At 45.0% G+C, this 25,863-nt stretch carries 22 protein-coding genes; 13 read left to right on the forward strand and 9 right to left on the reverse strand.

Annotated features, from left to right (window positions below):
- Positions 1–98 precede the first annotated feature (98 nt).
- Positions 99–1,316, reverse strand: a complete 1,218-nt coding sequence (locus H6F66_RS05125) for an HhoA/HhoB/HtrA family serine endopeptidase (protein ID WP_190418874.1) — start codon at positions 1,314–1,316, stop codon at positions 99–101.
- A 200-nt stretch (positions 1,317–1,516) separates the two neighbouring features.
- Here H6F66_RS05125 and H6F66_RS05130 point away from each other — a divergent pair, with 200 nt between their 5' ends.
- From H6F66_RS05130 to H6F66_RS05145, 4 genes are all read left to right on the forward strand, one after another.
- Entirely contained in the window at positions 1,517–1,882 is a 366-nt protein-coding gene (locus tag H6F66_RS05130) for a metal-sensitive transcriptional regulator (RefSeq protein ID WP_190418876.1), read from the forward strand.
- Between the two features lie 240 nt (positions 1,883–2,122).
- Positions 2,123–2,683 carry a Uma2 family endonuclease gene (locus H6F66_RS05135; protein ID WP_190418879.1) on the forward strand — a complete coding sequence of 187 codons (561 nt, stop codon included), beginning with the start codon at positions 2,123–2,125 and terminating at the stop codon, positions 2,681–2,683.
- A gap of 136 nt (positions 2,684–2,819) precedes the next feature.
- Positions 2,820–3,617, forward strand: coding sequence for a 2-succinyl-6-hydroxy-2,4-cyclohexadiene-1-carboxylate synthase (menH, locus tag H6F66_RS05140; protein ID WP_190418881.1), 798 nt, complete (start codon positions 2,820–2,822; stop codon positions 3,615–3,617).
- An 80-nt stretch (positions 3,618–3,697) separates the two neighbouring features.
- Positions 3,698–4,084: a VOC family protein gene (locus H6F66_RS05145; RefSeq protein ID WP_190418883.1), complete on the forward strand. Its 387-nt coding sequence runs from the start codon at positions 3,698–3,700 to the stop codon at positions 4,082–4,084.
- A 100-nt stretch (positions 4,085–4,184) separates the two neighbouring features.
- Here H6F66_RS05145 and H6F66_RS05150 read toward each other — a convergent pair whose 3' ends face one another.
- Both H6F66_RS05150 and H6F66_RS05155 read right to left on the reverse strand, forming a co-directional pair.
- A complete protein-coding gene (locus tag H6F66_RS05150; protein ID WP_190418885.1) occupies positions 4,185–4,847 on the reverse strand; it encodes a glycoside hydrolase family protein in 663 nt (220 codons plus the stop codon).
- Positions 4,844–5,506 (reverse strand): SDR family oxidoreductase, encoded by a 663-nt coding sequence (locus H6F66_RS05155; RefSeq protein ID WP_190418887.1) that lies wholly within the window; start codon positions 5,504–5,506, stop codon positions 4,844–4,846. Before H6F66_RS05155 ends, H6F66_RS05150 begins: the two co-directional genes overlap by 4 nt.
- 219 nt (positions 5,507–5,725) lie before the next feature.
- On the opposite strand from H6F66_RS05155, the gene H6F66_RS05160 reads away from it, so the two are divergent.
- Positions 5,726–6,397: a DUF1997 domain-containing protein gene (locus tag H6F66_RS05160; RefSeq protein ID WP_190418889.1), complete on the forward strand. Its 672-nt coding sequence runs from the start codon at positions 5,726–5,728 to the stop codon at positions 6,395–6,397.
- Between the two features lie 48 nt (positions 6,398–6,445).
- On the opposite strand, the gene H6F66_RS05165 is transcribed toward H6F66_RS05160, so the two are convergent.
- The 3 genes from H6F66_RS05165 to H6F66_RS05175 all read right to left on the reverse strand — a co-directional run bounded on the left by H6F66_RS05165 (position 6,446) and on the right by H6F66_RS05175 (position 11,900).
- Positions 6,446–6,916 (reverse strand): DUF4079 domain-containing protein, encoded by a 471-nt coding sequence (locus tag H6F66_RS05165; RefSeq protein WP_190418891.1) that lies wholly within the window; start codon positions 6,914–6,916, stop codon positions 6,446–6,448.
- A 221-nt stretch (positions 6,917–7,137) separates the two neighbouring features.
- Positions 7,138–10,413 carry an efflux RND transporter permease subunit gene (locus H6F66_RS05170; RefSeq protein ID WP_190418893.1) on the reverse strand — a complete coding sequence of 1,092 codons (3,276 nt, stop codon included), beginning with the start codon at positions 10,411–10,413 and terminating at the stop codon, positions 7,138–7,140.
- Between the two features lie 47 nt (positions 10,414–10,460).
- Entirely contained in the window at positions 10,461–11,900 is a 1,440-nt protein-coding gene (locus tag H6F66_RS05175; RefSeq protein WP_190418895.1) for an efflux RND transporter periplasmic adaptor subunit, read from the reverse strand.
- A gap of 268 nt (positions 11,901–12,168) precedes the next feature.
- On the opposite strand from H6F66_RS05175, the gene H6F66_RS05180 reads away from it, so the two are divergent.
- The gene (locus H6F66_RS05180; RefSeq protein ID WP_190418897.1) at positions 12,169–12,774 is read left to right on the forward strand and encodes a hypothetical protein; all 606 of its coding nucleotides are present in this window, start codon (positions 12,169–12,171) and stop codon (positions 12,772–12,774) included.
- A gap of 141 nt (positions 12,775–12,915) precedes the next feature.
- Here H6F66_RS05180 and H6F66_RS05185 read toward each other — a convergent pair whose 3' ends face one another.
- Both H6F66_RS05185 and H6F66_RS05190 read right to left on the reverse strand, forming a co-directional pair.
- Complete coding sequence (locus tag H6F66_RS05185) at positions 12,916–13,644, reverse strand: tyrosine-protein phosphatase (RefSeq protein ID WP_190418899.1); 729 nt, start codon at positions 13,642–13,644, stop codon at positions 12,916–12,918.
- A gap of 14 nt (positions 13,645–13,658) precedes the next feature.
- Positions 13,659–15,794 carry a serine/threonine-protein kinase gene (locus H6F66_RS05190; protein WP_190418901.1) on the reverse strand — a complete coding sequence of 712 codons (2,136 nt, stop codon included), beginning with the start codon at positions 15,792–15,794 and terminating at the stop codon, positions 13,659–13,661.
- A 169-nt stretch (positions 15,795–15,963) separates the two neighbouring features.
- Between H6F66_RS05190 and H6F66_RS05195 the strand changes: the two genes are divergently transcribed.
- The 3 genes from H6F66_RS05195 (at position 15,964) to H6F66_RS05205 (ending at position 22,096) form a co-directional block, all read left to right on the forward strand.
- Positions 15,964–17,910, forward strand: a complete 1,947-nt coding sequence (locus H6F66_RS05195) for an MASE1 domain-containing protein (protein WP_190418903.1) — start codon at positions 15,964–15,966, stop codon at positions 17,908–17,910.
- 179 nt (positions 17,911–18,089) lie between these two features.
- Positions 18,090–20,327 (forward strand): PAS domain S-box protein, encoded by a 2,238-nt coding sequence (locus H6F66_RS05200; protein WP_190418905.1) that lies wholly within the window; start codon positions 18,090–18,092, stop codon positions 20,325–20,327.
- 263 nt (positions 20,328–20,590) lie between these two features.
- Positions 20,591–22,096: a phenylacetate--CoA ligase family protein gene (locus H6F66_RS05205; protein WP_190418907.1), complete on the forward strand. Its 1,506-nt coding sequence runs from the start codon at positions 20,591–20,593 to the stop codon at positions 22,094–22,096.
- Between the two features lie 2 nt (positions 22,097–22,098).
- On the opposite strand, the gene H6F66_RS05210 is transcribed toward H6F66_RS05205, so the two are convergent.
- Positions 22,099–22,419 (reverse strand): helix-turn-helix domain-containing protein, encoded by a 321-nt coding sequence (locus tag H6F66_RS05210; protein WP_190418909.1) that lies wholly within the window; start codon positions 22,417–22,419, stop codon positions 22,099–22,101.
- Between the two features lie 158 nt (positions 22,420–22,577).
- Between H6F66_RS05210 and H6F66_RS05215 the strand changes: the two genes are divergently transcribed.
- The 4 genes from H6F66_RS05215 to H6F66_RS05230 all read left to right on the forward strand — a co-directional run bounded on the left by H6F66_RS05215 (position 22,578) and on the right by H6F66_RS05230 (position 25,809).
- Positions 22,578–23,045, forward strand: a complete 468-nt coding sequence (locus tag H6F66_RS05215; protein ID WP_199295437.1) for a VOC family protein — start codon at positions 22,578–22,580, stop codon at positions 23,043–23,045.
- A gap of 479 nt (positions 23,046–23,524) precedes the next feature.
- Positions 23,525–23,884, forward strand: a complete 360-nt coding sequence (locus H6F66_RS05220; RefSeq protein ID WP_190418911.1) for a VOC family protein — start codon at positions 23,525–23,527, stop codon at positions 23,882–23,884.
- 27 nt (positions 23,885–23,911) lie between these two features.
- The gene (locus H6F66_RS05225) at positions 23,912–24,538 is read left to right on the forward strand and encodes a type I restriction endonuclease (protein ID WP_190418913.1); all 627 of its coding nucleotides are present in this window, start codon (positions 23,912–23,914) and stop codon (positions 24,536–24,538) included.
- On the forward strand, positions 24,535–25,809 hold the full coding sequence (locus H6F66_RS05230; RefSeq protein ID WP_190418915.1) for a recombinase family protein: 1,275 nt from the start codon (positions 24,535–24,537) through the stop codon (positions 25,807–25,809). Before H6F66_RS05225 ends, H6F66_RS05230 begins: the two co-directional genes overlap by 4 nt.
- The last annotated feature ends 54 nt before the right edge of the window (positions 25,810–25,863 follow it).

Consider the following 25,863-nt stretch of genomic DNA (forward strand, 5'->3'; position numbering starts at 1 on the left):
AGACTTATGCCAGTCCCCAGTACAGTAACCCGCAAAGGAAAGGGCGCACAATTAGCTTGTGCGCCCTTTCCTTTTACTTACCGAAGAGCTTGCCTTTTCTAAGATTGTTCTTGCAGTTCGCCAGTGCGGATGCCGATAGACGTAGTCTCTCTGCCGCGTTGCACTTTCATCTCTAGCATCTGACCGATGCGACTACTATCTACGATGCGCTGTAACTCAGCGGCGGTTTCCACTGCTTGTCCGTCAATCTGGACAATCACATCCCCCCGACGCATTCCAGATGCTGCTGCTGGAGTATTTGGCAGAACTCGCACCACTAAAATGCCATTGATTTCCGGCACCTCAAAGGGAGCATTAGGGTCGCTGTTATTTTCAGCTGCTACTTCTGGTGTCAGGGTTGCCATCTGGATACCGAGATAGGGATGGGCAACTTTTTCCCCGCGTGCTAGTGCGCTGGAGATTACTTTAGCCTTATTGATGGGAATCGCAAAGCCAATACCCATCGCATCGGCGCGAATTGCCGTGTTGATGCCAATAACTTCGCCTTGCTGATTCAACAATGGGCCGCCGGAGTTGCCGGGATTAATCGCTGCATCAGTTTGAATGAAGTCTATCCGTTTGTCGGGAATACCCACTTGGGCGCTGGAGCGTTTGAGGGTGCTGATAATTCCCAAAGTAACGGTATTATCCAATCCTAAAGGATTGCCGACTGCGATCGCCCAGTCTCCTACTTGCACCTCGTTAGAATCTCCTAGTGGTGCCACTGGCAAATCGCTGCTGTCATTAATCTTAATTACTGCCAAATCTGTCACCGGATCTGCACCTTGTACTTTTCCTTCCAAGGTACGTCCATCCTTGAGTCTCACAGTCACCTTATCGGCTCGATTCACTACATGGGAATTTGTTAGGATAATTCCGCTCTTGTCAATAATGAAACCAGAGCCTTGACCGCGCAGACGCTCTTGCATAGGGCCTCTTGGCAATTCTTCGCCAAAAAAACGCCGGAAGAAGGGATCGTCAAATAATGGATCGGGGTTGCGGTTGACTGTACGCTCGGTATCAATCCTTACTACAGCTTTACCTACCCGATTCACCGCTGCGGTAACAAAACTGCCAGCAGCTGTTTCGGGAATTCTGGAGATAGTGCTTTGTGCCAGTAGCGCCGGTGCCTCCTGATATGATGAAAATTTCTTAGGAGCAACCCCGGCTTGAGATGGCAGGACGCGATAAACGCCAGCTGTCAGAATGGCTCCTAAAAGGATGGAAAATACATAGGTAGCGATTTGACGTGGAAATTGAGAAAATGGAAACTGCATAGCATCAATTTTTAGCTTCGTGATGGTCTAGGCGGCAACAATAAATAGCCCTACAGCTATTTTTACAGCGGAATTGGCTTTCCTCAGACGCGATCGCTGATGCGGTTTTCCCTACATCCCAAATTTCTTTAAACTACCAGAGGTACTGACCCTCAGATAGGTTAGATTATGTTATACAGATGCCTTATGGACGACTCTACATGATTGGATCGAACCCTAAACTTGACCAAAACTTTCCCATTCAGGATCATCCGCATCCGCATACTCATGAGGATCAAGAGTCGCCCCATCATCACGTTCACAGCGAAGAATCACTGCGACGAGTAATTAACCGCCTATCTCGGATTGAAGGACACATCCGGGGCATTAAGACGATGGTACAGGAAAGCCGCCCCTGTCCTGATGTCCTCGTGCAGGTTGCTGCCGTGCGGGGTGCTTTGGATCGGGTAGCGCGGATGATTTTGGATGAGCATTTAACTGAGTGCATCGGTCGTGCTGCCAAAGAAGGCAATATTGAAGTTGAAATCGAAGAGTTAAAGGCTGCTTTGGATCGATTTCTGCCTTAATTTAAGAAATCAATCTCGACTCAGGGTGACGGCTGCATTGCGTTTTTCTCTATATCTACTTGACAAAAAACCCTGTTCGCAGGGTTTTTTTGTATCAAGGATGCTATAGCGGTTCGTAGTTGAGTGGAATACAAACCTAACGATTTTACGCGGTTTCCTACAAGGGGAGAGGTCATGGGTCAAATTCAGAAGCGATCGCGCTAAAACTAAAAAAGTATCATAGCGGGAAGCAAGTGACTTATGAGCATAGCTATTAAACCTAAACTGACCTTAAAAGAGTTTCTCAAACTTCCAGAAACTAAGCCTGCATCAGAATTTATCAATGGAGAAATTATTCAGAAGCCGATGCCTCAAGGTGAACACAGCCGCGTACAGGGTAAATTTTGCACCGTCATCAACCAGATAGTAGAATCACAAAAAATTGCTTATGCTTTCCCAGAATTGCGCTGCACTTTTGGCGGTGATGTAATCGTCCCTGACGTTGCTGTATTTAGATGGGAAAGAATCCCCATTGAACCATCAGGCAGAATTGCTAACCGTTTTGAAATTCATCCCGATTGGGCGATTGAGATTCTTTCCCCAGACCAAAGACAAACTAAAGTGTTTAGTAAGTTGTTGCATTGTTCGCAACATGGCACCGAGTTAGGTTGGTTAATAGACCCAGAAGAGGCTACTATTATAGTAGTGTTTCCCGGTCAACGAGTGGAACTATTTACAGGTGCTAATCAGTTGCCAATTCTTACTGGAGTGGAGTTGGAACTAACACCTGAACAAGTTTTTGGTTGGTTGACTTTTATTTAAATTCAAGTGAAAGTGCGCGAAATCTCCTTCATCGCCCCTACGCTTCGCCTACTTTACTGCATCCGGGAGAATGCGATCGCATTCGTAAAGCCACTTTTTATATATCAAATAGGCTTCGTTAAAGCATTTGTAGAAAATGAATTTTGACAATTATCAATTTCATTATTCTTTCAGTGGTAGCACAGATAAGCCACTAATTCTTTTTTTGCATGGATTTTTGGGAGATATCAATGAATTTAATCAAGCTATATCCTTATTGACTGACCAATTTTATTGTCTAGCCGTTGACCTTCCCGGTCATGGAAAAACTAGAATTATCGGTGAAGATAATTGCTACACAATGGCAAACACTGCCCACGCCTTAATCAAACTACTAGATAGTTTAAACATTGAAAAATGTTTTTTAGTAGGTTATTCGATGGGTGGGCGTTTAGCTTTGTATCTAGTTCTTAATTTCCCTAATTATTTTCATAAAGTTGTACTGGAATCCGCATCTCCAGGCTTGAAGAGTGAACCCGAACGATGGGAAAGAAGTCAACGGGATTTTGAAATAACCCATCAATTAGAAACAACGAGTTTTACATCCTTTATATCAAAATGGTATAATCAACCGCTTTTTGCTTCTCTTAAAAAACACCCAGAATTTGAGCGTCTCGTAGAGTATCGTTTACAAAATAATCCAATAGAGTTGGCTAAGTCATTGCGTAATTTAAGTAGTGGATGTCAGCCTTCTTTGTGGGAGAACTTAAAAGAAAATAAAACGCCTCTGCTTTTGCTGGTTGGGGAATATGATGAGAAATTTATTAAAATTAATTCGGAAATGGCTAGTTTGTGTGAATCAGCGAAGTTGAACATCATTAAAACTTGTGGACATAATGTTCATTTTGAAAATCTGAATGACTTCGTTAAAAATGTTAGACTGTTTTTAAGTTAAGAATCATTGTAATTTTGGTTTTATTACCTCAACGTATGGCGATGGCTACCAAAAAAACGTAAGTTTATCGGAATTAAATTATGGAAACCACGGGAATTCATCACGTCGCCATCATTTGCTCTGACTATAAAAAATCCAAACAATTTTATGTAGAAGTTTTAGGATTTTCCGTTATAAAAGAAACATTCAGAAAAGAAAGAAATTCTTATAAATTAGATTTGAGAGTTGGTAGCAGCGCTCAAATAGAGTTATTCTCGTTTCCTAATCCGCCTCAAAGAGTGAGCCGCCCGGAAGCTTGCGGATTGAGGCATTTAGCTTTTGTAGTTGAAAATATAGATAAATCAGTTTGCTATTTAACATCTAAAGATATACAAGTAGAAGATATTAGAATCGATGAAATTACTGGCAAGCGGTTTACTTTCTTTAGCGATCCAGATGGATTACCTTTAGAGATTTACGAGAACTAGAAAAACTGCCTAAAATCAGAATATTTTGAGAAAGGTGCGTTAAGAATAACGCTAACGCACCCTAAGAAATCTGGTTTCGTTTTTTGGCTTATGCCTTTTTTCACCCAGAGGCTTTCAGTTCCTCTTTCAGCATTTGCTGATAAATCCTCGGCAACTTGCTACTCATGGAATTGTTTTCTATTCCATACCCCAAACTTGTCCAAGTGCCAGAAAGCCGCCGCAAAACCGGATTTATCTTACCTTGCCGCAGTAACTCAGAAATGTTAACGCCCCAAGCGCCTGCGTCACTCAACCAAGCATAAACCACCGCATCCTGAAATTCCGCCTCAAAGCTATAAGACTGCCAGAACATAAACTCAAACGGCTGTGGATGATAGCGCTTAGCCTTCTCAAACCAAGTCGTGTTGATCATCTGATAGCGTCCCGCCGCAGTTGAGCAATTTCCCATATTTGGGCCATTAACAATGGTGACGCACTGCTGAGGGTGATTGCTGAGGTCGCTGACGCGATCGCCACCGTAGATCACTGAGTAAGGATGAGCCACATTTGCTTCGCTAGCAGAAATTGTCCGCATCAAAGCGCGAATATAAGGATCGCCTCCCTGCATCACCAGAGGCTGTGTGCCGTCCGCCGCTCCAGATGGGTCTAATACTAGGCGCGATAGCGGTTTTTCGCAAGCCCTTATGTAAAAGAGCAAGCATAGCAATCCAATGATGCCAGCGATCGCAGCGGTTCTCTGCTTTTTAGGTGACGTCTCAATCATGCTACCTCAGCAAAAAGTTGCTCCCAGCTTTTTGGAGAAGCTTCCGGCTTAGCAATGACTTCCACAATTTTATTTTGAGCCGCTGGTTGAAATAGTGCTTCCACACACGTCTGCGCCACTTTCTGACGGGGAATGCTGCCACTCAAAGACAGGGTATCTGCGTTATACATTACCACCGAGTCTGAGCTGTCTTCATTCTTCAGACCGCCTGGACGCACAATTGTGTAAGTCAAACCGCTTTTCTGAATATACTCCTCAGCTTGCTTCTTCCAGACGAGAATCAGCCAGAAAAGGTTCAGCGGATGGAAAAATTGAGAAGCACCAATTGAAGAAACCAGTACAAAATGCTCAATTCCCTTAGCTTTGGCTGCATCTACTAAATTTTTTGTGCCTTCGTAGTCTACCTTGTACGGTGCAGTCGGGTCAAAACCTGGTGCGGCACCAGTAGCACATAACACTACCGTACTATCACTCAAAGCAACACTGAGAGTTTCTGGCTTCAACACATCCCCGACTACTAATTCCGCCGCATCTGGGAGAATTCCCCTAGCTTTTTCCATGTTCCGTACTAACGCCCGAACAGGTATATTTCGCTTCACCAGTTCTTGTACAATCCGGCGACCAGTTTCTCCCGTTGCCCCTGCTACAAATGCTTTCATCCCTTTCTCCGTATATTACATGTGTCCACTTTTAAATTCGCAAGCTATGCTTATTGGACAGAGAAAATTTTTATTTGGCAGTAAAGTCCAACTTTTCAATTGTATGAACTATGAGGCGTTGTCGTCTTTTAGAAAAAAATTACAATTTATGGAAACAATTGGACTCTTTGCGGGAATCCTTTATATAGGGAAACGGCAACCATCGCAGGAGAGCAGGTGATGCAGTCACAATTTGTTGATAGTCAAGCGATTGAGATTCAGTCAGCAATGTGCAATCTAGAACCAAGTTTCATGGAGTCAGACAATTTAGTTGTAGAAGCCGACAGTACGATTGAGCCAACTCGGTTTTACACTCGCTTTGAAGACAGCATGGAACTGTATACCGATGCTCACACAGTAGCTAAGTATCTGGATACTCACCAAGGTTGGTTCTGTCGCTGCGCCCACCCGATGGCAGCCCAACCGCTGGGAGAAAACGGCTATTCGCTAGTAATAGGGCGTTTTGGGGCTTTTGGCTATGAGGTAGAGCCAAAAATCGGCTTAGAACTGCTACCCCAGGATTGCGGCGTTTATCGTATCCACACGATACCGATTCCAGATTACGTGGCTCCGGGCTATGAGGTTGACTATAAAGCGGTGATGGAATTGCTGGAAGTACCGACAGATGGGTTGACCATCACCCGCGTTCAGTGGCAGCTGGATTTAACAGTTTACCTGCGGTTTCCCAAGTTTATTTACAAGTTGCCCAAGTCTGCGATCCAGAATACAGGCGATCGCTTACTCGCGCAAATCGTCCGCCAAGTTTCCCGCCGTCTCACCCACAAAGTGCAGGAAGACTTTCACACCACTCTCGGCTTACCCTTACCGAAAAAAGCGAGAAAAAAGGGCTAATGGCTAATGGCTAATAGCTAGTTCAAGAGCTATTAGCCATTAGCTAGGTTACATCTTGCTAATAATCCTTTGCAAAATTTCCACACCACTGAAAGCTTGCCAGGCAAACAGCGCCAAGAGAGCAGAATTCAACACAATGTGAGTGTAACGCGCCCAATCGTGACCCTTTTGCATATAGGGAGACAGGGAAGCTGAAACCGCAATCATACCTGTCATGCCTAACCCAGCTAGAAGGTGAGGCCCAAAAAACAGTTTTTCATTGTTGATGTAAGTAGCGCCCATACCGATAAGCGTACCGATTACCATCAACCCCAAAAGCACTGAACCTACCTGATAGTGCCGGACATTATATCTGCCTTTGATCAGCTCTTTCTTGGCTTCCCCTTCAGCATATCTAGTTTTTCGGAGTTTAACGCCTAAATACAGGGCATAGACGGATACACCTAGCAGCACCCACATTAAAGCTGGGTGAATGAAATTAAGCCAGGGTTTAATCGAGACGGGGATCTCCAAGCTCATAAGATTCGGATTATTAAGGAACTTTATAAAAATTAGCATAATCCGCATCTGTCCTTAGGTAGCGATTATTTCATTACTTCTAAACACGGTTATCTCGTTCCCAGTCTCTGACTGGGAAAGCATTCCGGGAGTCTCTGCCTCCCCCAGAGGGTATAAAATATGAGGCGAAGCGGCGCTTACGTGCCGCTTCGCTAACAAAATATAGGGAGAAAATCGCTTCGTTACTTAAGTTTTATCTCTTCCTTTTTGCTTTGTGAAGGGCTTGGCTGTTCCTTGCCTCGAAAAGCCTTGCGAGATTTCTTTTTAAAACTAAATCGCGGCAATTTCAGACTTGGGAATTGGTGCAGCAGCACGTAGAAACATGGAATAATAAACAAGGTTAGCAGTGTCGCCAGAGATAGACCGGAAAACACCACAACGCCTAGCGGTTGCAGAAATTCTGAGCCTTCCCCGATTCCCAGCGCCAAAGGAAACAAGCCGAGAACCGTGGTGATGGTAGTCATCATAATCGCTCTCAGGCGCATGGGAGCCGCTTTTAAAATCGCCGCTTGTCGGTCGATGCCTTCCTGTTCGTGAATCTGGTTAGCCAACTCCACCATGATGATGGCGTTGTTCACCACAATCCCCACCAGCAGCACCGCACCGACTAGCACCGTAGCACCGATAGGGGTTTGGGTGATATAAAGCCCCAGAATGCCACCCCCTAACGCCAGTGGCACCGTGAGCATAATTACCAAGGGGTCAATTAAGGAGTTATATTGCACCGCCATGACGACGAAAACCAAGAAAGCAGCTAAACCTCCTAAAATTGTCAAGGAGTTTTGCAACTGCTGATTCGTTTCCGCTGTCGAACTGGGAATCACGCTCACGCCTTCGGGTAATCGCAAATTCCCCAGTACCTCGTCTACCTCTGTCAAGGCATCGCTAAGGTTAGCTCCTTCACTCAGACTACCCGCAATGATAAAAACCTGTCGTTGGTTAATCCGCTGAACTTCACCGGGGGCTTGACCTTCGGAAATGGTAGCGACATCACCCAAACGGACTAAGCTGTTGTTGTTGACAAATAAGGGAATCTGTGCAAGCTGCGAACCGCGTTGCACGGATTGTTCATTGAATTGAACGCGGACATCAACTAAGCGATCGCCTCTTTGCAACTGAGTCGGGACTGACCCCTCGATTGCTGTCTGGATCGTTTGCCCAATGTCTTGCGTCGTCAAACCCAACTCTTCTGCACGCTCCCAATCTGGTCGAATCTGCACTTCTGGTTGTCGAGAGTCAGCATCAGGTCGGAAAGTTGCACTTTTTACTCGCTCATCCAAGGCTTGCAGCGCTTGCCGCCCCGCTTGTTGCAACCGCTGCTCATCGTTTCCCTGGAGGATGATATCCACATCCGCCCCCCGCACTGGCGAGTTACTGAGGATAATCCCCCGTACCTGACCGGGATTCAATCGCAGACGAATCCCCGCCAAATTAAGTTTGTTAAACTCCTGATTGACTTTTTCGACAAACTTCTCGACATCTGTACCTTGCTTGAGAGTAATCGAGCTGGAAGCTCGGAGGGGATTGGCATTGGTGGTACTGCCGAACAGAGAACCTCCGGCTGTGCTAAATACATAGTCGCTTTCTGGTTGTTTAACCAGAATTTCGTCCACCAGTTTCATCACTTTTTGGTTAGTTTCCACGCTAGTTCCAGGAGGAAACTGGGCAAACAAATTTGCTTGACCTGTATTAATCCGAGGCAGAATTTCTTGAGGAATTTGACCGACCATCCACAAACTACTGCCGCCGAAAAGCAGAATAATCGCGGCGATGACTAACAACCGATAACGCACTACTCCAGTCAGAAAGCGAGTATAGCTGCCAGTCGCTGCCTCAAATCGGCGGTTAAATTCCCGTAAAGGCCAAAACTTACCTAGGCCACTCGACCACTGGATTGCCAACAACCGGGAACTGAGTGCTGGCACAACGGTCAGCGCCACCAATAGAGAGGCAGCTACAGAAAAACTAATGGTAAGAATTAATTCATTAAATAGCAGGGAGAAAAAGCCACCAATCAGCAAAAACGGCAGCACAGACACCAAGTTAGTAGTGGTAGAGGCAATTAGCGCCGATTCCACCTCGCGACCACTGCGTTCTGCTTGATCGATTACTTGCTGGCTATTCATGCGGGCTTTGCTATCCTGACCCGGAATCATGCCAGCACCTTCGGCAATTGTCTCCATCATTACGATAGAGTTGTCTACAACAATCCCCACACCCAGTGCCAAACCACCTAAGCTGAAAATGTTGATGGAGAGTCCAAATAGCTGCATTAAGATAATCGCCGCGATGGTCGCTAGGGGAATGGCGATGATAATAATTAAAGTTTGACGGGCGCTACCTAGAAATAGCATCACCGCCACCGCTGCCAACCCTGCACCCAGCAATCCGGAACTGGTCACGTTGGAGATGGAGTTGCTGATAAATTTCGACTCATCCAGCGTTGCTAACAGTTTCATGTCTTTGGGAATCACCCCAGATTGCCGCAGCTCTTCGATCCGTTTTTTGACTCCATCCACAACCTCGATAGTATTGGCATCCGGTTGCTTTTGGATGCTGAGTTTTACCGCTGGTTGCCCATTAAGATAGACAAATACCCGCTGGTCTTCTGTCCCATCAATGACTTCGGCAAAATCTCTTAGATAAACGCGAGATTGCGGTAAAAGCGCGGGGGATTGCGCTCCTACTGCGCTGGGGGTTGGGAAACCAACTTCAAAGGAGAGATTGCTAATTTCTTGGGCATTCTGAAAGCGTCCGACGGTACGGGTAAGCGGTTCGGAGTCGGCGCCTTGCAGACGACCGCCAGAGATATCCTGGTTGCGATCGCCCAAAGCATTCAACACGTCTACCAAACTCACCCCTAGCGCCTGTAAGCGGTTCAGGTCAATTTGCACCCGGACTTGTTCTTCCACACCACCCGCAATATCGACGGCGGCGACACCATTGACTACACCGAGTTCGCGGGATAATTCTTCATCGGCAAATACTCGTAAATCTGCATCCCCCAAGGAAGCAGATTGCAACGCAACTTCGTAAACGGGCAGCTGGGAGGGGTCAACTTTAAATAAGCGGGCATCTTCGATGGTACTGGGGAGTCTGCTGCGACCCCGGTTAAAGGCAGCAGTGGCATCGTTTAGCGCTTGGTCAATGTTGCCACCCGGTTCAAAGTACAAGTCTAAACTTACCTGCCCTTCGCGGGTTTGGGAGTAAACTTGCACCACTCCTTGTGTGGCGCTCAAAGTTTCTTCTAGCGGCTTAGTGATTTCGTCAACTGCTACCTCTGGAGAGATTCCAGGGGCTTCTAGCCGCACGCCAATCCGGGGATAGGTGATAGACGGCAACAAATCAACTTGCAGTTGGGAGAGAAAGAAGACTCCCAGCACCAACGTAGTGATGGTGAGCATGAGTGTGCCGATGTGACGGCGGATGGCGATCGCGCTTAAGCTAAATCCAGACATGGTAATTGCTAATTGCTAATTGCTAATTGGTGAATCCCGATTGCCCGTTACTGAGTTTCAGAAAGAACACTTAAGCGCACTGGCTCACCATCTTTTAGCGGCTTACCACTACGGCTTACGAATCTCTCTCCTGGTTTTAAACCAGACAGAATTTCGACTTTTCCATTTGCGCGATCGCCTACTGTCACCGATCGAGCCTGCACTGTTGGCTGTTTCCCGTTTCTGTCCAAAACAAATACTGTCGCTTGGCTAGATTTAGGATTTTCGATTTGGGATGTTGAATTGCGTGCCTGCTCAGGAGCGGTTGCGGAACCACCGCTTCTAGCCTCTCTGCTCCCCTGACCCTCTGTGGGTGAGCTTGCCCCGCCCCTACCGCCGGGGTTTTTCTCTTGCAAGGCAGTTTGTGGCACCAATACCCGTTCGGAGGCAGTTGACGAAAAGCTCACCCGTGCGAGTAGTCCGCTGCTAATCTCGCCTTTAGGGTTGGCAATTGTGACTTCCACTGGTATTTGACGAGCCGCTACATTCGCTGCGGGAGAAATGCGAACTACTTCTCCAAGAAACTCCCTGTTTGCAAAAGCGTCTAGCTGTACCCGTACCGATTGCCCAACCCGAATTTTTGACAGTTCTAATTCTGAAACTGGCACCACCACTGTGACGCGACTGAAATCTCCAATTTTCAAGATTTCACTACCTGGGTTCGCCAAATCGCCTGGTTCTATCCCTTTGGAAACGACAACGCCGCTAATTGGGGAAGTTAATACTGAATAGGATTGGCGTTCGCGACTTTGAGCCAGTACAGATTGTTGCGCCTTAACTCTGCCTTGAGCCGCTACGACTGCTTGCTGCTCTGTACTCACCTGTGCTTGAGCAGAGAGCAAAGCTTGTTGAGCCGTTTGAGCCTCTGTTTGGGCTAATTCTGCTTGTTGCTGAGCGATCGCGCCTTGCCGCGCCAATCCAGCCAGTCGAGCCGCGTCCCTCTGTGCTTGCTGCAATTGAGCTTTTGCCTGTTCTACCTGTGTCCGTGCATTGCCTACCTGAGTTCGGGCGCGTGCCACTTCCGATTGAAGAGTTGCAAGTTCTGCTTGCGCCTGATTGACGTTGGTTAACAATATTGTGTCATCCAACTGGGCAACAATTTGGCCCTGCGCTACTCTATCTCCCACATCCGCTTTGAGAGATAGCAGTCGTCCTTCCACTTGGGGTTGCACCGAGACTTCCCGAACCGGGCGAGTGGTGCCGATAAACTTTATCTCTTCTTGGAGAGTGTCAGTACGAGCGATCGCTACATCCACTGGGGTTATCCCTCCGGCTCCTCCCCGTTGTTGCTGTTGTGGAGCTTGAGCATCCGCTTGCTGCTGCGGTAAAATACCGCAACTTGACAAATAAGGCAGTAATAAAAAGGCGAAAGGCAAAAGAAACATTCTTTGACTTTTGCTTTTTCCCTCTTGCTGTGTCTTTTGATTTGTAGCAGATTCAGCAGACATAAAATTAAATGGCACGGTGAGGTTCCAATCAGGAGAATATCCGGCTGACCGCCCGATGGGGCGATAAACTAGAAATAGGCTGGCTGTGTATTTAGACTGAAGATACTTTACAAAGGTTTACTTGTAATCATAAATTGCAAATTGAATTCCTTTAGTCAGCCATAAGTAACGGATATTGTGCATCTGCTTTTGTTTCCTAGCAGAAAATCTCCCTTAAGGTACATGACATCTGTTATTCTTTGTTTTAAGAGGTTGCTAGATTTTAAAATTGCTTTACCAAGTTTTACAAATTAACAAATTATTTACAGGTCTGATTCTAGCGATCGCTGGAATCGTAGTAGCGTCTGGAAACAAACCAGTTCAGGCGCGGCCAGCTGAAATATTTACTCCCCATCTACAAGAAATTCAAAGCAACTTGCCGTTGGGGTTGGTAATGCGCTTACCATCTCAAATTCAACTTAGTGGCTTCCCAGATATAGATTTTTCTAAGTTAATTGTCCGCGTCTTTCCCTCAGAAACTCCAGCTGGTTTAACAGTTAGCCTGTTTACCTGTATCAGTGGCCCCCAACCCTGCTTACTCGGCAGTTTTTCTGTAGCGAGGAATACTTCGCCCAATGCTATCCGAGATTTAGAAAAACATAAAGCTACAGGCGATCGTATCACCTTAAAGCCCAATATTAAGGGATATCTATTGGAAGGGTCAAAGCAAAAACCCGCCTATGAATTTTCCTCTGTGATGTGGCAGCAGGACAACCTGATTTATCGAGTCAGTCTTCCGCAAGCAGAACGGTTAAGTATGCTATTCATGGCATATTCAATGGCTAATGAAGCGCCACTACGTCGCGTTGTTTCTCCTCCAATTATTGGAAGATAAGAAAAGTCTGGATATTGCGGATAGAAAAACGAGAAATATAGCGGTTCTCAGTTGCCTGCGTTATAGCCGCATCTGTAGGGACATGGCAATGGCTTATCCCTACAGATGTGCAGCCAACCCTTGAATTGCTATACTCCCTGATTAATCAACAATAATTGTGCGTAAACGATTAATCTGGTGATCCGTAATCCCAATTTTATGTAAGTATGCGATCGCGCCACCATACTTTTCTTGCAAGTAATTTAAAGTGTCCACCATTGTTTCATGCTCACATTCAAATATGTGCGCGTAGCCATTGCGTCTTGCTACTTCCAGGTCTTTTTCAAACAACGGGGCCAGGTAAGATTCACTTAAGGCATAATCTTGGGCGATTGTCTCTGTTGGCACGTTAGCTATACTTAGCAAGAACGCAATGATCAGACCAGTCCGATCTTTCCCAGCTGAGCAATGCACTACCATAGGAAACGAACTGGTTGTTATTGTCTCAAAAATGACTTTCATCTGTTTCTGACAGGAATCCAGCAGCAAACAATACTGTTCTAGCAGTGTTTTGGCTTGCATCAGAGCAGATACAACTTCATTACCAAATAGTGGCAGGTTTAGATAAGTTACTACTTTTGATTTTGAGAAGACATTGGGAGCATTGTTCACTTCAAACACACGACGCAAATCAACAATTGTTTGCACACCGTAATCTATAAGTGCTTGCTGGCTTTCTGGGGTGAGATGATGCAGACTATCTGCCCGTAAAACTTGTCGCCAGCGCGTGTGGCAACCATCTAGAGTAGCATAGCCGCCGATGTCGCGGATGTTGTAGCTACCTTGCAGTGGCAAGTGACGTTGTGCAGGTTCCTGTGGAATTAAAGACATGAGACAAAAGATGATTACTGAGGAGCAGTAGATGTAGAGGGCGTTGCAGCAGGGGTTTCCACGCCGAGGTCGAGTTGATAATCAACGGGTTCAGAATTTTCAGAAATTACTACAAATTCGTAATAGCCTGATTGAGGAAGTTTTCCCGACCAAGTTGTTTGTGTCGAGTCTTCCAGCAGTGGGGGAACGGCGGTGGTTGGAGGATAAAGAGAAAGGCGGAGTTTTGGATTATTTGTGAAAGTGAGTGCCAGCAATTGATCTTTGTTAAAGTTGGCGATGAAGGCTTTGCCTTCTCTGGGTTTGAGGGTGCCTCTGACTCGTTTCCCAACCGCGCCAGGAGCGAAGCGAATGGTTTCTAAAGCGTCTCCAGCCTGCAAGGCCTTGACTTTCTCAGCAACTATCGCGTGCCATACTTGACCAATCGGCTCTTGGAGAAAATCTTTACCGCGCTGCTCTGGGAATAGCTGGAAAAATACTACATCAGCGAGGTCGTAGAGGGCGCGGCTAGAAAGACGCAGCTGGTTGACTTGCTCCTTAAAGCGATCGCGATCTTCCGGTTGGTAGCTTCCCAAGCGCTGGCGCGACGCACCGCTCAAGTTTGCCTGCTCCAACTTATCGAGCAACTGGGCGGCTGTTTGATCCCAACTCAGGCGTAATTGCTCAAATTCTGAACCATCGCCGAGAATTTTTCCCCGTTGTTCTGGGTTTCGCGTCCAGAAAGTTTCATTTACCCAGTTTACGTAGAAATTGTAGTCAACACCCAAACTAATGCGGCGATCGCGCAGCTGTTGCTTGCGATCGCGTTCCGCCGCAGAATACTGCGGGGAAGGATTTTCCTGATCGGTTGGCGCAGTGGAATTATCTGAGGAGTTGGAATCAGATCCTTTGTCCTCGGAACCAGTCATCGACTGTATCCACAAATTTCCAGCCCACCAGCCAAGTCCAGTAGCACCAGTAATCACCAGCGCCACCAGCAAAATTTTACCTAATATGCCGACAAACGGGGATTGGCGTTTGGGGATTGTAGGTTGGGGTTTCGCAGTAAGCGGCTCCCCTTTCTGTTGATGGGAGGGTTGGGCGTGAAGGTTGGCGATTGGCGGTTGATGGGGGCGGTATGAGAGAGGAGAAACAGCCTGTGTGGGTTCTATCGGTGGTAGCGCTGGCGGCTGAGTAGGAGGAAATTCAGTAGAAGGTATGTTGACAGAGAGAGTTTGGAGAACTTCCCTGGCAGATTGGTAGCGATCGCTTATCCTCCGAGACAGCATTTTATCCAGAACATCTCCCAGCATCGGGCTAAGATTAATTTCCCGCCGCCAGTTCCACTTCAGCGTCTCGCTGTCAATTATCTCGTGGGGTTGCTTGAGCGTAAGCAAAACTAACACACTTGCTGCCAAAGCGTACAAATCGCTGTTGGGAAAAACCAATCCCTTGTCCATCTGCTCGTCAGGAGCGTATCCCCGCTTTCCTAAGCGAGTAGCGATCAAAGGCGGGGAATTGCCACTTCCCAAAGTAAACTGCGATTCCACCGTTGCTGCAACTTCCTTCACGCCGCCAAAGTCAATCAGCACCGGAAGCTGATCGGAACTCCGCAAAATCATGTTTTCTGGAGAAATATCGCGGTGAATCACCCCCAGCGAGTGGATATACTCCAACACTGGCAGAATATGCAGTAGAATTTGGCGTACTTCCTCTTCACTAAACCGCAACCCCTGAGATTTTCGAGCATCGAGCAACGAACGGTAGGTTTGACCCTCCACATAGTCCTGTACTAAAAACAGATATCCTTTGCTTTGCTGGTTTACCCGAAACATTTCTCGAAAGTTGGGGATTTGCGAATGTCGCAGCTTGTAGAGTACGCCAGCTTCTCGCTCAAATAGTTCCTCAGCTTTCTGCAAAGCATAAGCGCCTTGAACCTTAGGAGCAAATTCCTTTAAAACACAAGGTTCATTGAATCGGTTCAAGTCTTCCGCCAGATAAGTGCGTCCAAAGCCACCATGCCCCAGTTCGCGGACAATGCGATAGCGATCGCCTAAAATCATCCCCGTCACAATATTATTGCTGACGAACTCCGGCAGCGGTTCGCCACAATGCTGACAAAAGCGGCAATCGGTGGGATTCTCGTGTCCTTTGGTGCAATACAGGGGCATCATTAACCTGGGGCTGATTCTGTGGAAGATTCAAGTTAGGTATAACAAATTGACCGAGAATATACCAACTGCTCCGTCTTTAAAAATAATTCTTTGTATTCTTCAAATCTACTTTCCCCTGGCTCAGGGGGAATACTAAATTCAAGGCATATCGTGGCGTTAGATCTTAAAAATGAAGTTTTTTGCATTGCCCAAATCGGCGGTACGGTTGACAGCCGTGGTATTTGTTGCTGTCATCTACTATAGTGCTGCTAAACTTGGGCTTTTACTGGTTTCCCTCCCTGGAAACGTAACACCAGTTTGGCCTCCGGCAGGTATCGCCTTGGCAGCTATCCTACGGCTGGGTTATGGCGTTTGGCCTGGTATCTGGCTGGGGGAGTTCCTTGCCGTCAGCACTTCAATCGACGGATCGCCAGCCGTGGTGTTTGCAGTTGCTAGTGGCTGTGCCGTAGGAGATGCCTTGACACCCGTGTTGGGTGCTTTTTTAATCCGCCGATTTATCGGGTACAGCAATCTGCTAAATCGGGTGAGTAGCGTTTTTAAGTTTGTATTAATTGGAGGGATGCTGATCTGGTTAATAGCTGCCAGCTTCGGCACCACCAGTATGTGTCTGGGTGGCATCGCACCTTGGAGTGCTTATAAAGCGATTTGGTGGACTTGGTGGCTTGGGAATGTAGGTGGCGTTCTCGTCTTCACACCAGTGCTGCTAATTTGGAGCCAACCAATTTCAAATTTTAGATTACCGATTTTGGATTGGGCGTTGCTCAAAACAGGTAAAACCCGCCAGCAATTTAAAAATCGAAAATTTAAAATCCCAAATTTAAAATTGGTTGAGGCTGTACTTTTGGGAGTGCTGGTGATGTTCGTTAGCTATATCACCTTTAGGCGCGGGTATCCCATCGAATATATGCTGATTCCCCTACTCGTATGGGCGACGTTTCGGTTTGGTCAACGTGGCGCAACGCTGTCGATCCTCATCGTGTCGGGAATCGCAATTTTGGGTACGGTCAAAGGTTTTGGGCCGTTTGTCCGCGAGTCGCGCAACGAATCACTTTTATTATTGGATTCGTTTATCGGTGCCGTTGCCGTCACGACTCTGGTTTTGGCAGCAGCGATCGCAGAACGCGAACAGGCGCAGAACGCAATGCTACAATCAGAAACCAATTTGCGAGAAAAAGCTGCTCAGCTTGAATTTACCTTACGAGATTTACAACAAACTCAAGCCAAACTAATTCAAACCGAAAAAATGTCCTCTCTGGGGCAGCTGGTCGCCGGAGTTGCCCACGAAATCAACAACCCTGTTAACTTCATCTACGGCAATCTCACCTACGCAGATCAATACACCCAAGATTTGCTCAATCTCCTCTCCCTCTACCAGCAGCACTATCCTCAACCCGTTGCAGCAATTCAAGATAAACAAGAAGTTATCGATCTTGATTTCTTGATGACAGACCTACCTAAACTGCTTTCTTCAATGAAGGTGGGAGCTAATCGAATTCAACAGATTGTCCTGTCTTTACGCAACTTCTCCCGCGTAGATGAATCAGGAATGAAGTCGGTTGACATTCACGATGGGCTAGATAGCACTCTGCTAATCTTACAAAATCGATTCAAAGCCCGATCTGGGCATCCCGGTATTCAGGTAATCAAACAGTATGGTTCCCTGCCATTAGTGGAGTGTTACGCAGGACAACTAAACCAAGTATTTATGAATATTCTTGCCAATGCTATTGATGCTTTGGAACTGGAAACTGGGAACTTGGAACTAAGGGACGAGTGCACCTGTTCACCTCCTAATCCCCAATCCTCAATTTCCCATTCCCCAGTCACCACTCAAGAGTCCCCAATCCCTACAATTTCGATTTCTACCAAAGTTCGAGACGACAATCTAGCAGTTATTAAAATTGCCGACAATGGTTCAGGTATGACTGAAAATGTGAAAAAACAACTATTTGACCCGTTTTTTACTACGAAGCCAATAGGCAAAGGCACTGGTTTAGGTTTAGCTATTAGCTATCAGATTGTTGTAGAAAAACACCAAGGTAATTTAAAGTGTATTTCAGAAGTTGGACAGGGAACACAATTTATTATTGAAATTCCGATTATACATAAAAATTAAAATTTTGTGGCTTAGGCAAACGGTTTCGGCGCGTGGCTATGATCGCTTAGCGTCTGGTTGATTACAGTGATACAAAATCATTCTAATGTGTTTTCGATCACACTGGGAATTAAAGTATTGCCTTAAACAGATAGAGGGGGCAATTCTTATATTAGTAAAACATATAGGTCTGACAAGCAATGCAAATCAATACATCTAGCCAAAAATTGATTAACGAAGCTGCCCTCAAGCAACTAGAGGAAGCTCTACTGATGAGCGAGCAAAGATTCCATGCTACCTTTGAGCAAACTGTTGTTGGCATTGCCCATATAGCATTAGATGGAGGGTGGCTGCGAGTTAACAAAAAATTTTGTAAGATTTTAGGCTATAGCCATGAGGAATTGCTAACTTTATCGCTTACAGATATTACCCACCCGGACGATATTGATATTCATCTTTCGTCTATAAGTCAGCTATTGACAGGCAAAATTCAGACGTTCTCAATTGAGAAGCGCTACATCCACAAAAGCGGTTTTTGTGTCTGGATTAATTTATCTCAGTCTCTTGTGCTTAAACCTTCTGGGGAACCAGACTATTTTATAGCAACTATCGAAGACATCTCGCGGCGCAAAGCTGCCCAGGAAGCGCTAGACAAAGCAAATGAACAATTAGAACTCAGAGTAGAAGAACGTACAGCGGAACTGAAAAATACTATAAGTTCATTAAGCAACGCTTACGCCCAAGTTAAAAGACAAATTAGCACTTCCTCTGAAAAGCAACATCAACAAATCATTCTTGATGCCATGCCAGCAATGATTTGGTTCAAAGATAGAGAAAATCGAATTTTAAAAATAAATAAAGCTGCTGCCGCATGGATGGGGATGAACGTGGAAGATATCGAAGGCAGATCTACCTATGATATTTATCCTGCTCAAGCAGCAAAATATCATCAAAACGACCTAGAAGTAATCAATTCTAAAAAGCCTAGACTTGGAATCATTGAAAAAATAAAAACCTACTCAGGAGAAAATATCTGGCTTAATCTAGATAGAGTTCCTTGGCATGATGACGAGGGAAATATTGGGGGTGTCGTAGTTTTTGCCAGAGACATTACAGCGCAGAAACAGGCAGAAGAAGCACTTTTATTGCTGAGAAAGGCCGTAGAATCTTCTAGCGATGCAATTGCTATGACCGATATTAATGGCACTTCCATCTATCACAACCATGCTTTTATAAATTTGTTTGGATACACTGTAGATGAACTAAACAATACTGGGGGACAGGCGATAGTTTACACCGATTCGTTGGTAGTACAAGAGGTGTTTTCTACAGTGATGAAAGGTGACTCTTGGCGGGGGGAAGTAGAGATTAAAACAAAGAGCGATCGCATTGTACCAATTTCCCTCCGTGCTGATGCCATTAAAGACAAAACTGGCAAGATTATCGGGGTAGTTTGCATTTGTAATGATATCACCAAACGCAAGCACGCAGAGTCCCAATTAAAACAACAAGCGACTCAGTTGGAACAAACCGTGCGGGAACTTCAGCAGACACAATCCCAGCTGATTCAAACCGAAAAATTGTCTAGTTTAGGGCAGCTAGTTGCTGGTGTCGCCCATGAAATTAATAACCCCGTTAGCTTTATTCACGGCAATCTACCCCATGTTTGGGATTACGCCGAAGATTTACTGGGTTTAGTAACGCTTTATCAGCAAGAATACCCCAATCCCACACCAGAAATTTTGGATGAAATAGAAGCCATCGACCTCAATTTTATTAGGTCAGATTTGCCCAAAATGCTATCTTCAATAAAAGTGGGAACGCAACGCATTTGTGAAATCGTGCGTAGCTTGCGAAACTTTTCTCGCCTCGACGAAGCGATGATGAAAGGTGTTGATCTGCACGAAGGTATCGACAGCACTCTGATGATTTTGCATAACCGTCTAAGAGCAAGTCCAGATCATCCAGGTATTCAGGTAATCAAAGAATATGGAAAGTTACCCCTTGTTGAGTGCTACGCCGGGCCACTTAATCAGGTGTTCATGAATCTCATTGGCAATGCAATTGATGCTTTGGAAGAGTTAGTAGCCAGCCGTCAGTTGTCAATTGTAAATGGAAAAATCGCTGACAATCCCCAGATTCGTATTCACACTGAAGTTATAGAAAAAGACAAAGTTTCAATCCGAATTTATGATAATGGCTCAGGAATTCCAGAATCAGTAAGGAATCGGCTATTTGACCCCTTCTTTACGACAAAAGCAGTAGGCAAAGGTACAGGTTTAGGCTTATCAATTTCGCACTCAATTATTGTACAAAAACACGGCGGAAATTTGAGCTGTATTTCTGCACCAGGAGAGGGAACAGAGTTTATCATCGAAATTCCAATTTACCAACCAAATCAGGAACCGCCCCATGTGTTAGATGAAACTGAAATTTAAGTACAAAGGTTCACCAAGAAAATCGCAGTGAGTAGTAGCGCGTAAGGGCTGAAATGCTGGATTGATAAAATTCTCAAAATCCAAATTTCCAAGATTATAGGCTTGCTTTACCCGACAAATTAGGATAGACGCGCTAGTAGGTTGGGTTGAGGTGAGTATTACCCAACACAACATGATCATTTGTTAGGTTTCGCTGTGGCTCAACCTAACTTACTAGCGATAAGCACTATAAGGCGAAGCACTTTCAAAAAAGAGAGGCGACAATGCAGGAAGAAAAAAGTCAACGGGCAATTACAGCTTTTCAAGCATTCCTAAATACACCCTTTCAGGGGCTACTTGAAGAGCATTGCACTTCTTCTCCAGAAGCTGCTGCTAGGCAATTATTTCACGATGTCGCTGCTAGTATACCCGCTTACAAAGCTTTTCTGAAAGAACAGGGTGTCAATCCTTCATCTATTCAAAGTTACCAGGATTTCCAAAAGCTTCCTCTGATTACTAAAGAGAATTACCTGTTGCGTCACTCACTCGCGGACTTGTGCCGGAATGGGCAATTAGAAACCTGCGACATAATTGCTGTTTCATCAGGTTCTACTGGGAAGCCTACATTTTGGCCTCGCTTTTTGAGTGATGAATTTCAGATGGCTACACGTTTTGAGCAAATTTTTTACGATAACTTTTATGCTGACACGCGCCGCACCTTAGCTGTAATTTGCTTTACTTTGGGAACTTGGGTGGGGGGAATGTACACAACAAATTGCTGCCGCTATCTTGCCAGTAAAGGCTACCCCATTACTGTTATTACTCCCGGCAATAACAAAGAAGAAATATTCCGAGTTGTGCAGGAACTTGGTTCAGCATTTGAGCAAGTTGTATTGTTGGGATATCCGCCGTTTATTAAGGATGTTATTGATAGCGGTATTGCGCGGGGTGTAGAGTGGCAGAAATATCAAATAAAAATGGTTTTTGCTGGAGAAGTTTTTAGTGAAGAATGGCGTAGTCTTGTAGGTGAACGAGTTGGTTCCTGTAATCCCTACTATGACTCAGCTTCGCTGTATGGAACAGCAGATGCAGGCGTTTTAGGAAACGAAACACCTCTTAGTATTTGCATTCGCAGGTTTTTAGCAAATAATCCAGATGCGCCTCGTACTTTGTTCGGTGAATCGCGCTTACCTACATTGGTACAGTATGACCCTTTGAGCCGCTTTTTCGAGGTTATTGATAGCACGTTGCTGTTTTCCGGCGATAACGGTATCCCCTTGGTGCGCTATAACATTTTGGATACGGGGGGTTTAATCTCTTATGATGCGATGCTCCAGTTCTTGGCAGAATGGGGATTCAATCCTATAGAAATCTTGCAGCTACAAAGTGGGAGAGGAATTCATCCTCTACCTTTTGTCTATGTTTTCGGGCGCTCTAATTTTACAGTTTCTTACTTCGGCGCGAATATTTACCCGGAAAATGTGACGGTGGGATTGGAACAGCCAATTATTCGAGAGTGGGTGACAGGTAAATTCGTATTGCAAGTTAAGGAAGATGCAGATAAGAATCGGTTTTTGTCGGTTGTGGTGGAGTTAGCGTCTGGGGTGGATGAAAGTGAACAGAAGCAGGATGCGATCGCATCCTCCATTCTCAAACAGTTACTACGGCTGAACAGCGAATTTGCTAACTACGTCCCCGCAGAATACCAAATGCCGCAAGTTACACTAACTCTAACTGGCGATCCTGAGTATTTTCCCATCGGAGTTAAGCACCGCTACACCCGCAAGTAATTTCACAACTGGGTTCCGAATTCGTGCATAGCATCGATAATAGGTTTCAAACTTTCCCCTAAAGGTGTTAGGGAATATTCCACTTTGGGGGGGATTTGCAGATAAACCTCCCGATGGATAATTCCGTCTTCCTCCATTTCTCTAAGCTGCTGCGTGAGCATCTTTTGGGTAATGCCGTTTAAAGATCGTTGCAATTCACCAAACCGTTTAACTCCTGTCAGTAGTTCTCCCCAAATAAAAAGCTTCCAGCGTCCGCTAATCGCTTTTAAAGCAGTTTCCGCCGGACAAGTCTTTCTCTCGTGACTCTGGCTTTTGGCTTCCATAGTATCTTTTTGGGTACTAGCTTACTTTAAAGTGCATACTTTACATACTATCTTTACTGTTCTTAAAATTTAAGTATCCAAATATATCCAAAAATCGTTAGTCAAGATTTTACGTTTCAATGAGGTTAATTTTATGATTCCTGTCACAGGTTTAAACCATGCAGTCCTTTATGTGCGCGAACTTGAGCGTTCAGTTGAGTTTTATAAATCAATCAGTTTTTGGTTTTGAAGAAGTATCTCGTCTACACGGAACGATGGCTTTTCTGCGAGTAAAAGGCTCCAGAAATCATCACGATTTGGGATTAATAGCCTTGGGTTCTAATGCTCCATCTCCACCAAAGGGAACAATTGGACTTTATCATCTAGCGTGGGAAGTAAAGACAATTGAAGATTTAGCAAACTCTATTCAAATTCTCAAAAATAACGGTTATTTTCGAGGTGCTAGCGATCACGGTGCCAGCAAATCAGTCTATGGTCAAGATCCTGATGGCTTGGAGTTTGAAATTACCTGGCATATTCCCCGCGAAGATTGGGGAAACTTTGAAAATAAGGCAATAGTTGCGCCGCTGAATTTGCAAAGTGAAATCGAGCGGTACGGTATAGAAAAATCAACAAGTAAAAATTGATAATTTCTTGTTCCTAAGTTCAGGCTATTAATACTTTTAGGGAGGCTTAAGCCTCAGTTTTTTCGAGTTGTCGAGGTAGGGAGAGCCTCAGAATAAAAGGTTGTCAGACTCAGCCTGTAAGCGTAAATTCAGTGTTTTGAATCACCTTCTGGCAGTTCCGCTGAAGTAGCTGGCTTATATAAAATCTCGGACTTTATAATTTTATTTGAATGGGATGTATAGCAATTCTATTTGAGTTGTGAGATGCCAGTCATTCAGATACCCGACTTCTGTAAGAAGGCGGGTATCTCGCCTTCGCCAATCATTTAGGACTGCTATAGTTGCATTGCTATTAGGAAATTTTAGCTGATTTCTTCAAGCTAACTCTGAATGACATTCAGTGAGTTAGGCTAATTTAGGTTTTCTGTGGTTTGAGAGCGATCGCGCATCCCTAACCTGCTGCATAATTAAAATTACCCCTATCTTTAACCAAACCAGCCATGCAAATTATCCAATGCCTCCACGCAGCTATTCTCGTTTCTGACTTAGAACGAGCAGAACATTTTTATGGCAAGGTACTGGGACTATATAAAATAGATAGAACGCTTAAATTTCCGGGAGCATGGTATCAAGTCGGCGAGTTTCAAATTCACCTGATTGTCGCTGATATATCCTCGGATATGGTAGATTCCCAAAAGTTAGGTCGCAACCGACACTTAGCTTTTTCTGTGGCAAATTTAGATGCTGCTAAAGAGCAGATTATAAATAACAACTGTCCCGTACAAATGAGTGCTTCTGGTAGAGCAGCTTTGTTCACCCAAGATCCAGACGGTAATATAATTGAATTGAGCCAGGTATAAAAATGACAAATAACTACTAAAAAAAATATGGTTCAAATAATCCAAGCCAGTAAAATCACCATCGGATATCTGATAGACAAATTTGACTTACAACGGGTGAATGATGACAAATTTTTCACCGAATGGTTAGCTGATTTGCCCGAACTATCCGAACTAGAAAAACAAACTTTAGACCGTATTAAAAGCAACTTTCTTCATTTGATTGAACGCCAGCAAATGATAGAAAGTATCGTCAAAATGGTGGTACTGTCTCCGCTGCTGGAATTGGCAGGTTTTTATCAGCCTCCTTTTGAAATAGACGGAGAAAAAGGAGTAGAAATCTTTGTCGAAGATGAGGATGAAGTTATTAAGGGAGATATTGATGTTCTGGTTTTAGGAAACCATTTGTGGATATTCGTCATTGAGTCTAAACGTAGTAGCTTATCCCTAGACGCAGGTATACCCCAAGCTCTAGCTTATATGTTAGGCAACCCTAACCATGAAAAACCGTGCTTTGGATTTGTCACAAATGGCAGCCATTTCGTTTTTCTGAAGCTGATCAAACAAGATACACCGCAGTATGGTAGGTCTGATGATTTCTCGATCTTTAATCGAGGAAATGACTTGTATCGTGTTTTTAGTATACTAAAGCACCTTGCCGCCTTACTTCAATGAATATTATTGCGTATTTGTACAGCGATCCATTGTTGGAATCAACACCTAATCCGAATGTGTGGGGTTGGGAGGTGGATCGGGTTTATCAAGATTTGGGAGGTCGGGATCAGCTACAACAGTTGTTAAAAGATTGCCGAGAAGAACCTGCCGAATATCTGCTGATTCGACGGTTAGAAGAATTGGGAGACTCGGTTGATGAAGTATGCGATCGCATCTCCAATCTTGAATCTCTCGGCATCAAACTCATTACCACTGAATCTGTAGGGTATAATCAAACACCGCTCCAATTATTAAAAGAAATTCAGGAAAGCCAGCGATCGCGCCGCCTCCGTAAAGGACACGCGAAGCGGCGACTCAAAGCTTCACCGGGGCCGGGGAAAGCTCCTTACGGCTATAAGCGAGGTAAAGACCGTTACATACTTGACCGCAGTGCAGCGCCTGTAGTGAAAGATTTTTTTGAACAATATCTACTCTACGGTTCTCTGCGCGGTGCGGTGCGGTATCTAGAAAAGAAATACTGTAAGAAAATTTCCGTATCTACCGGACAACGCTGGCTCTCTAACCCAGTTTATCGGGGTGACACAGCTTATCAAAATGGTCAGGTTATCTCGGATACTCATGTTGCCATTGTTACCAGGGAAGAAGCCGCACAGATTGACCGACTAATACGCCGTAACCGCCATTTGCCACCTCGCACAGCAAGTGCAAATCGTTCTTTGGCGGGGTTGGTTGTGTGTGGGGAGTGCCAGTCACCGATGACGATAACTCGCGTTACAACTCGTGCCAAACAGGGAGAATATCTCTATTTGCGTCCAACCAAGTGCAACAAACAGCCTAAATGTGGTGCAATTTCCTACGAGCAAGTTTTGCAAGAAACTATTGAGAGAACTTGTCAGGATTTACCTCTTGCAGTAGCGGGTATGAATGTACCAAATATGAATGGAATTAAGAGCGCAATTACAAGTCAAATTGCTGCCAAACAAGATATTTTAGCTCAATTGCCTAATTTAACTGCAAATGGCATTTTGGATTCAGAAACAGCCGATATACGCGCCTACAAACTTCGTACAGAAATATCTCAGCTACAAGGAAAGTTAGCGAGTTTGCCGCCAGTAAATTTGCAAGCGATCGCGCAGGCAGTTTCCATCCCCCAATTCTGGCTAGACTTATCAGAATCAGAGCGAAGATTTTACTTTCGAGAATTCATTCGTCAAATTGAAATTACCCGACAGGCGGAAGTGTGGCAACTAAAGCTGGTTTTTATCTTTTAGTAATTAACTCTTAGTTCAGATTGCGTCCGTTAAAGCAGTAAATTTTATATCTTT

Origin of the sequence: Trichocoleus sp. FACHB-6 (assembly GCF_014695815.1) — a bacterium.
In the GTDB taxonomy this organism is placed as follows: Bacteria; Cyanobacteriota; Cyanobacteriia; order Cyanobacteriales; family FACHB-T130; genus Funiculus; species Funiculus sociatus.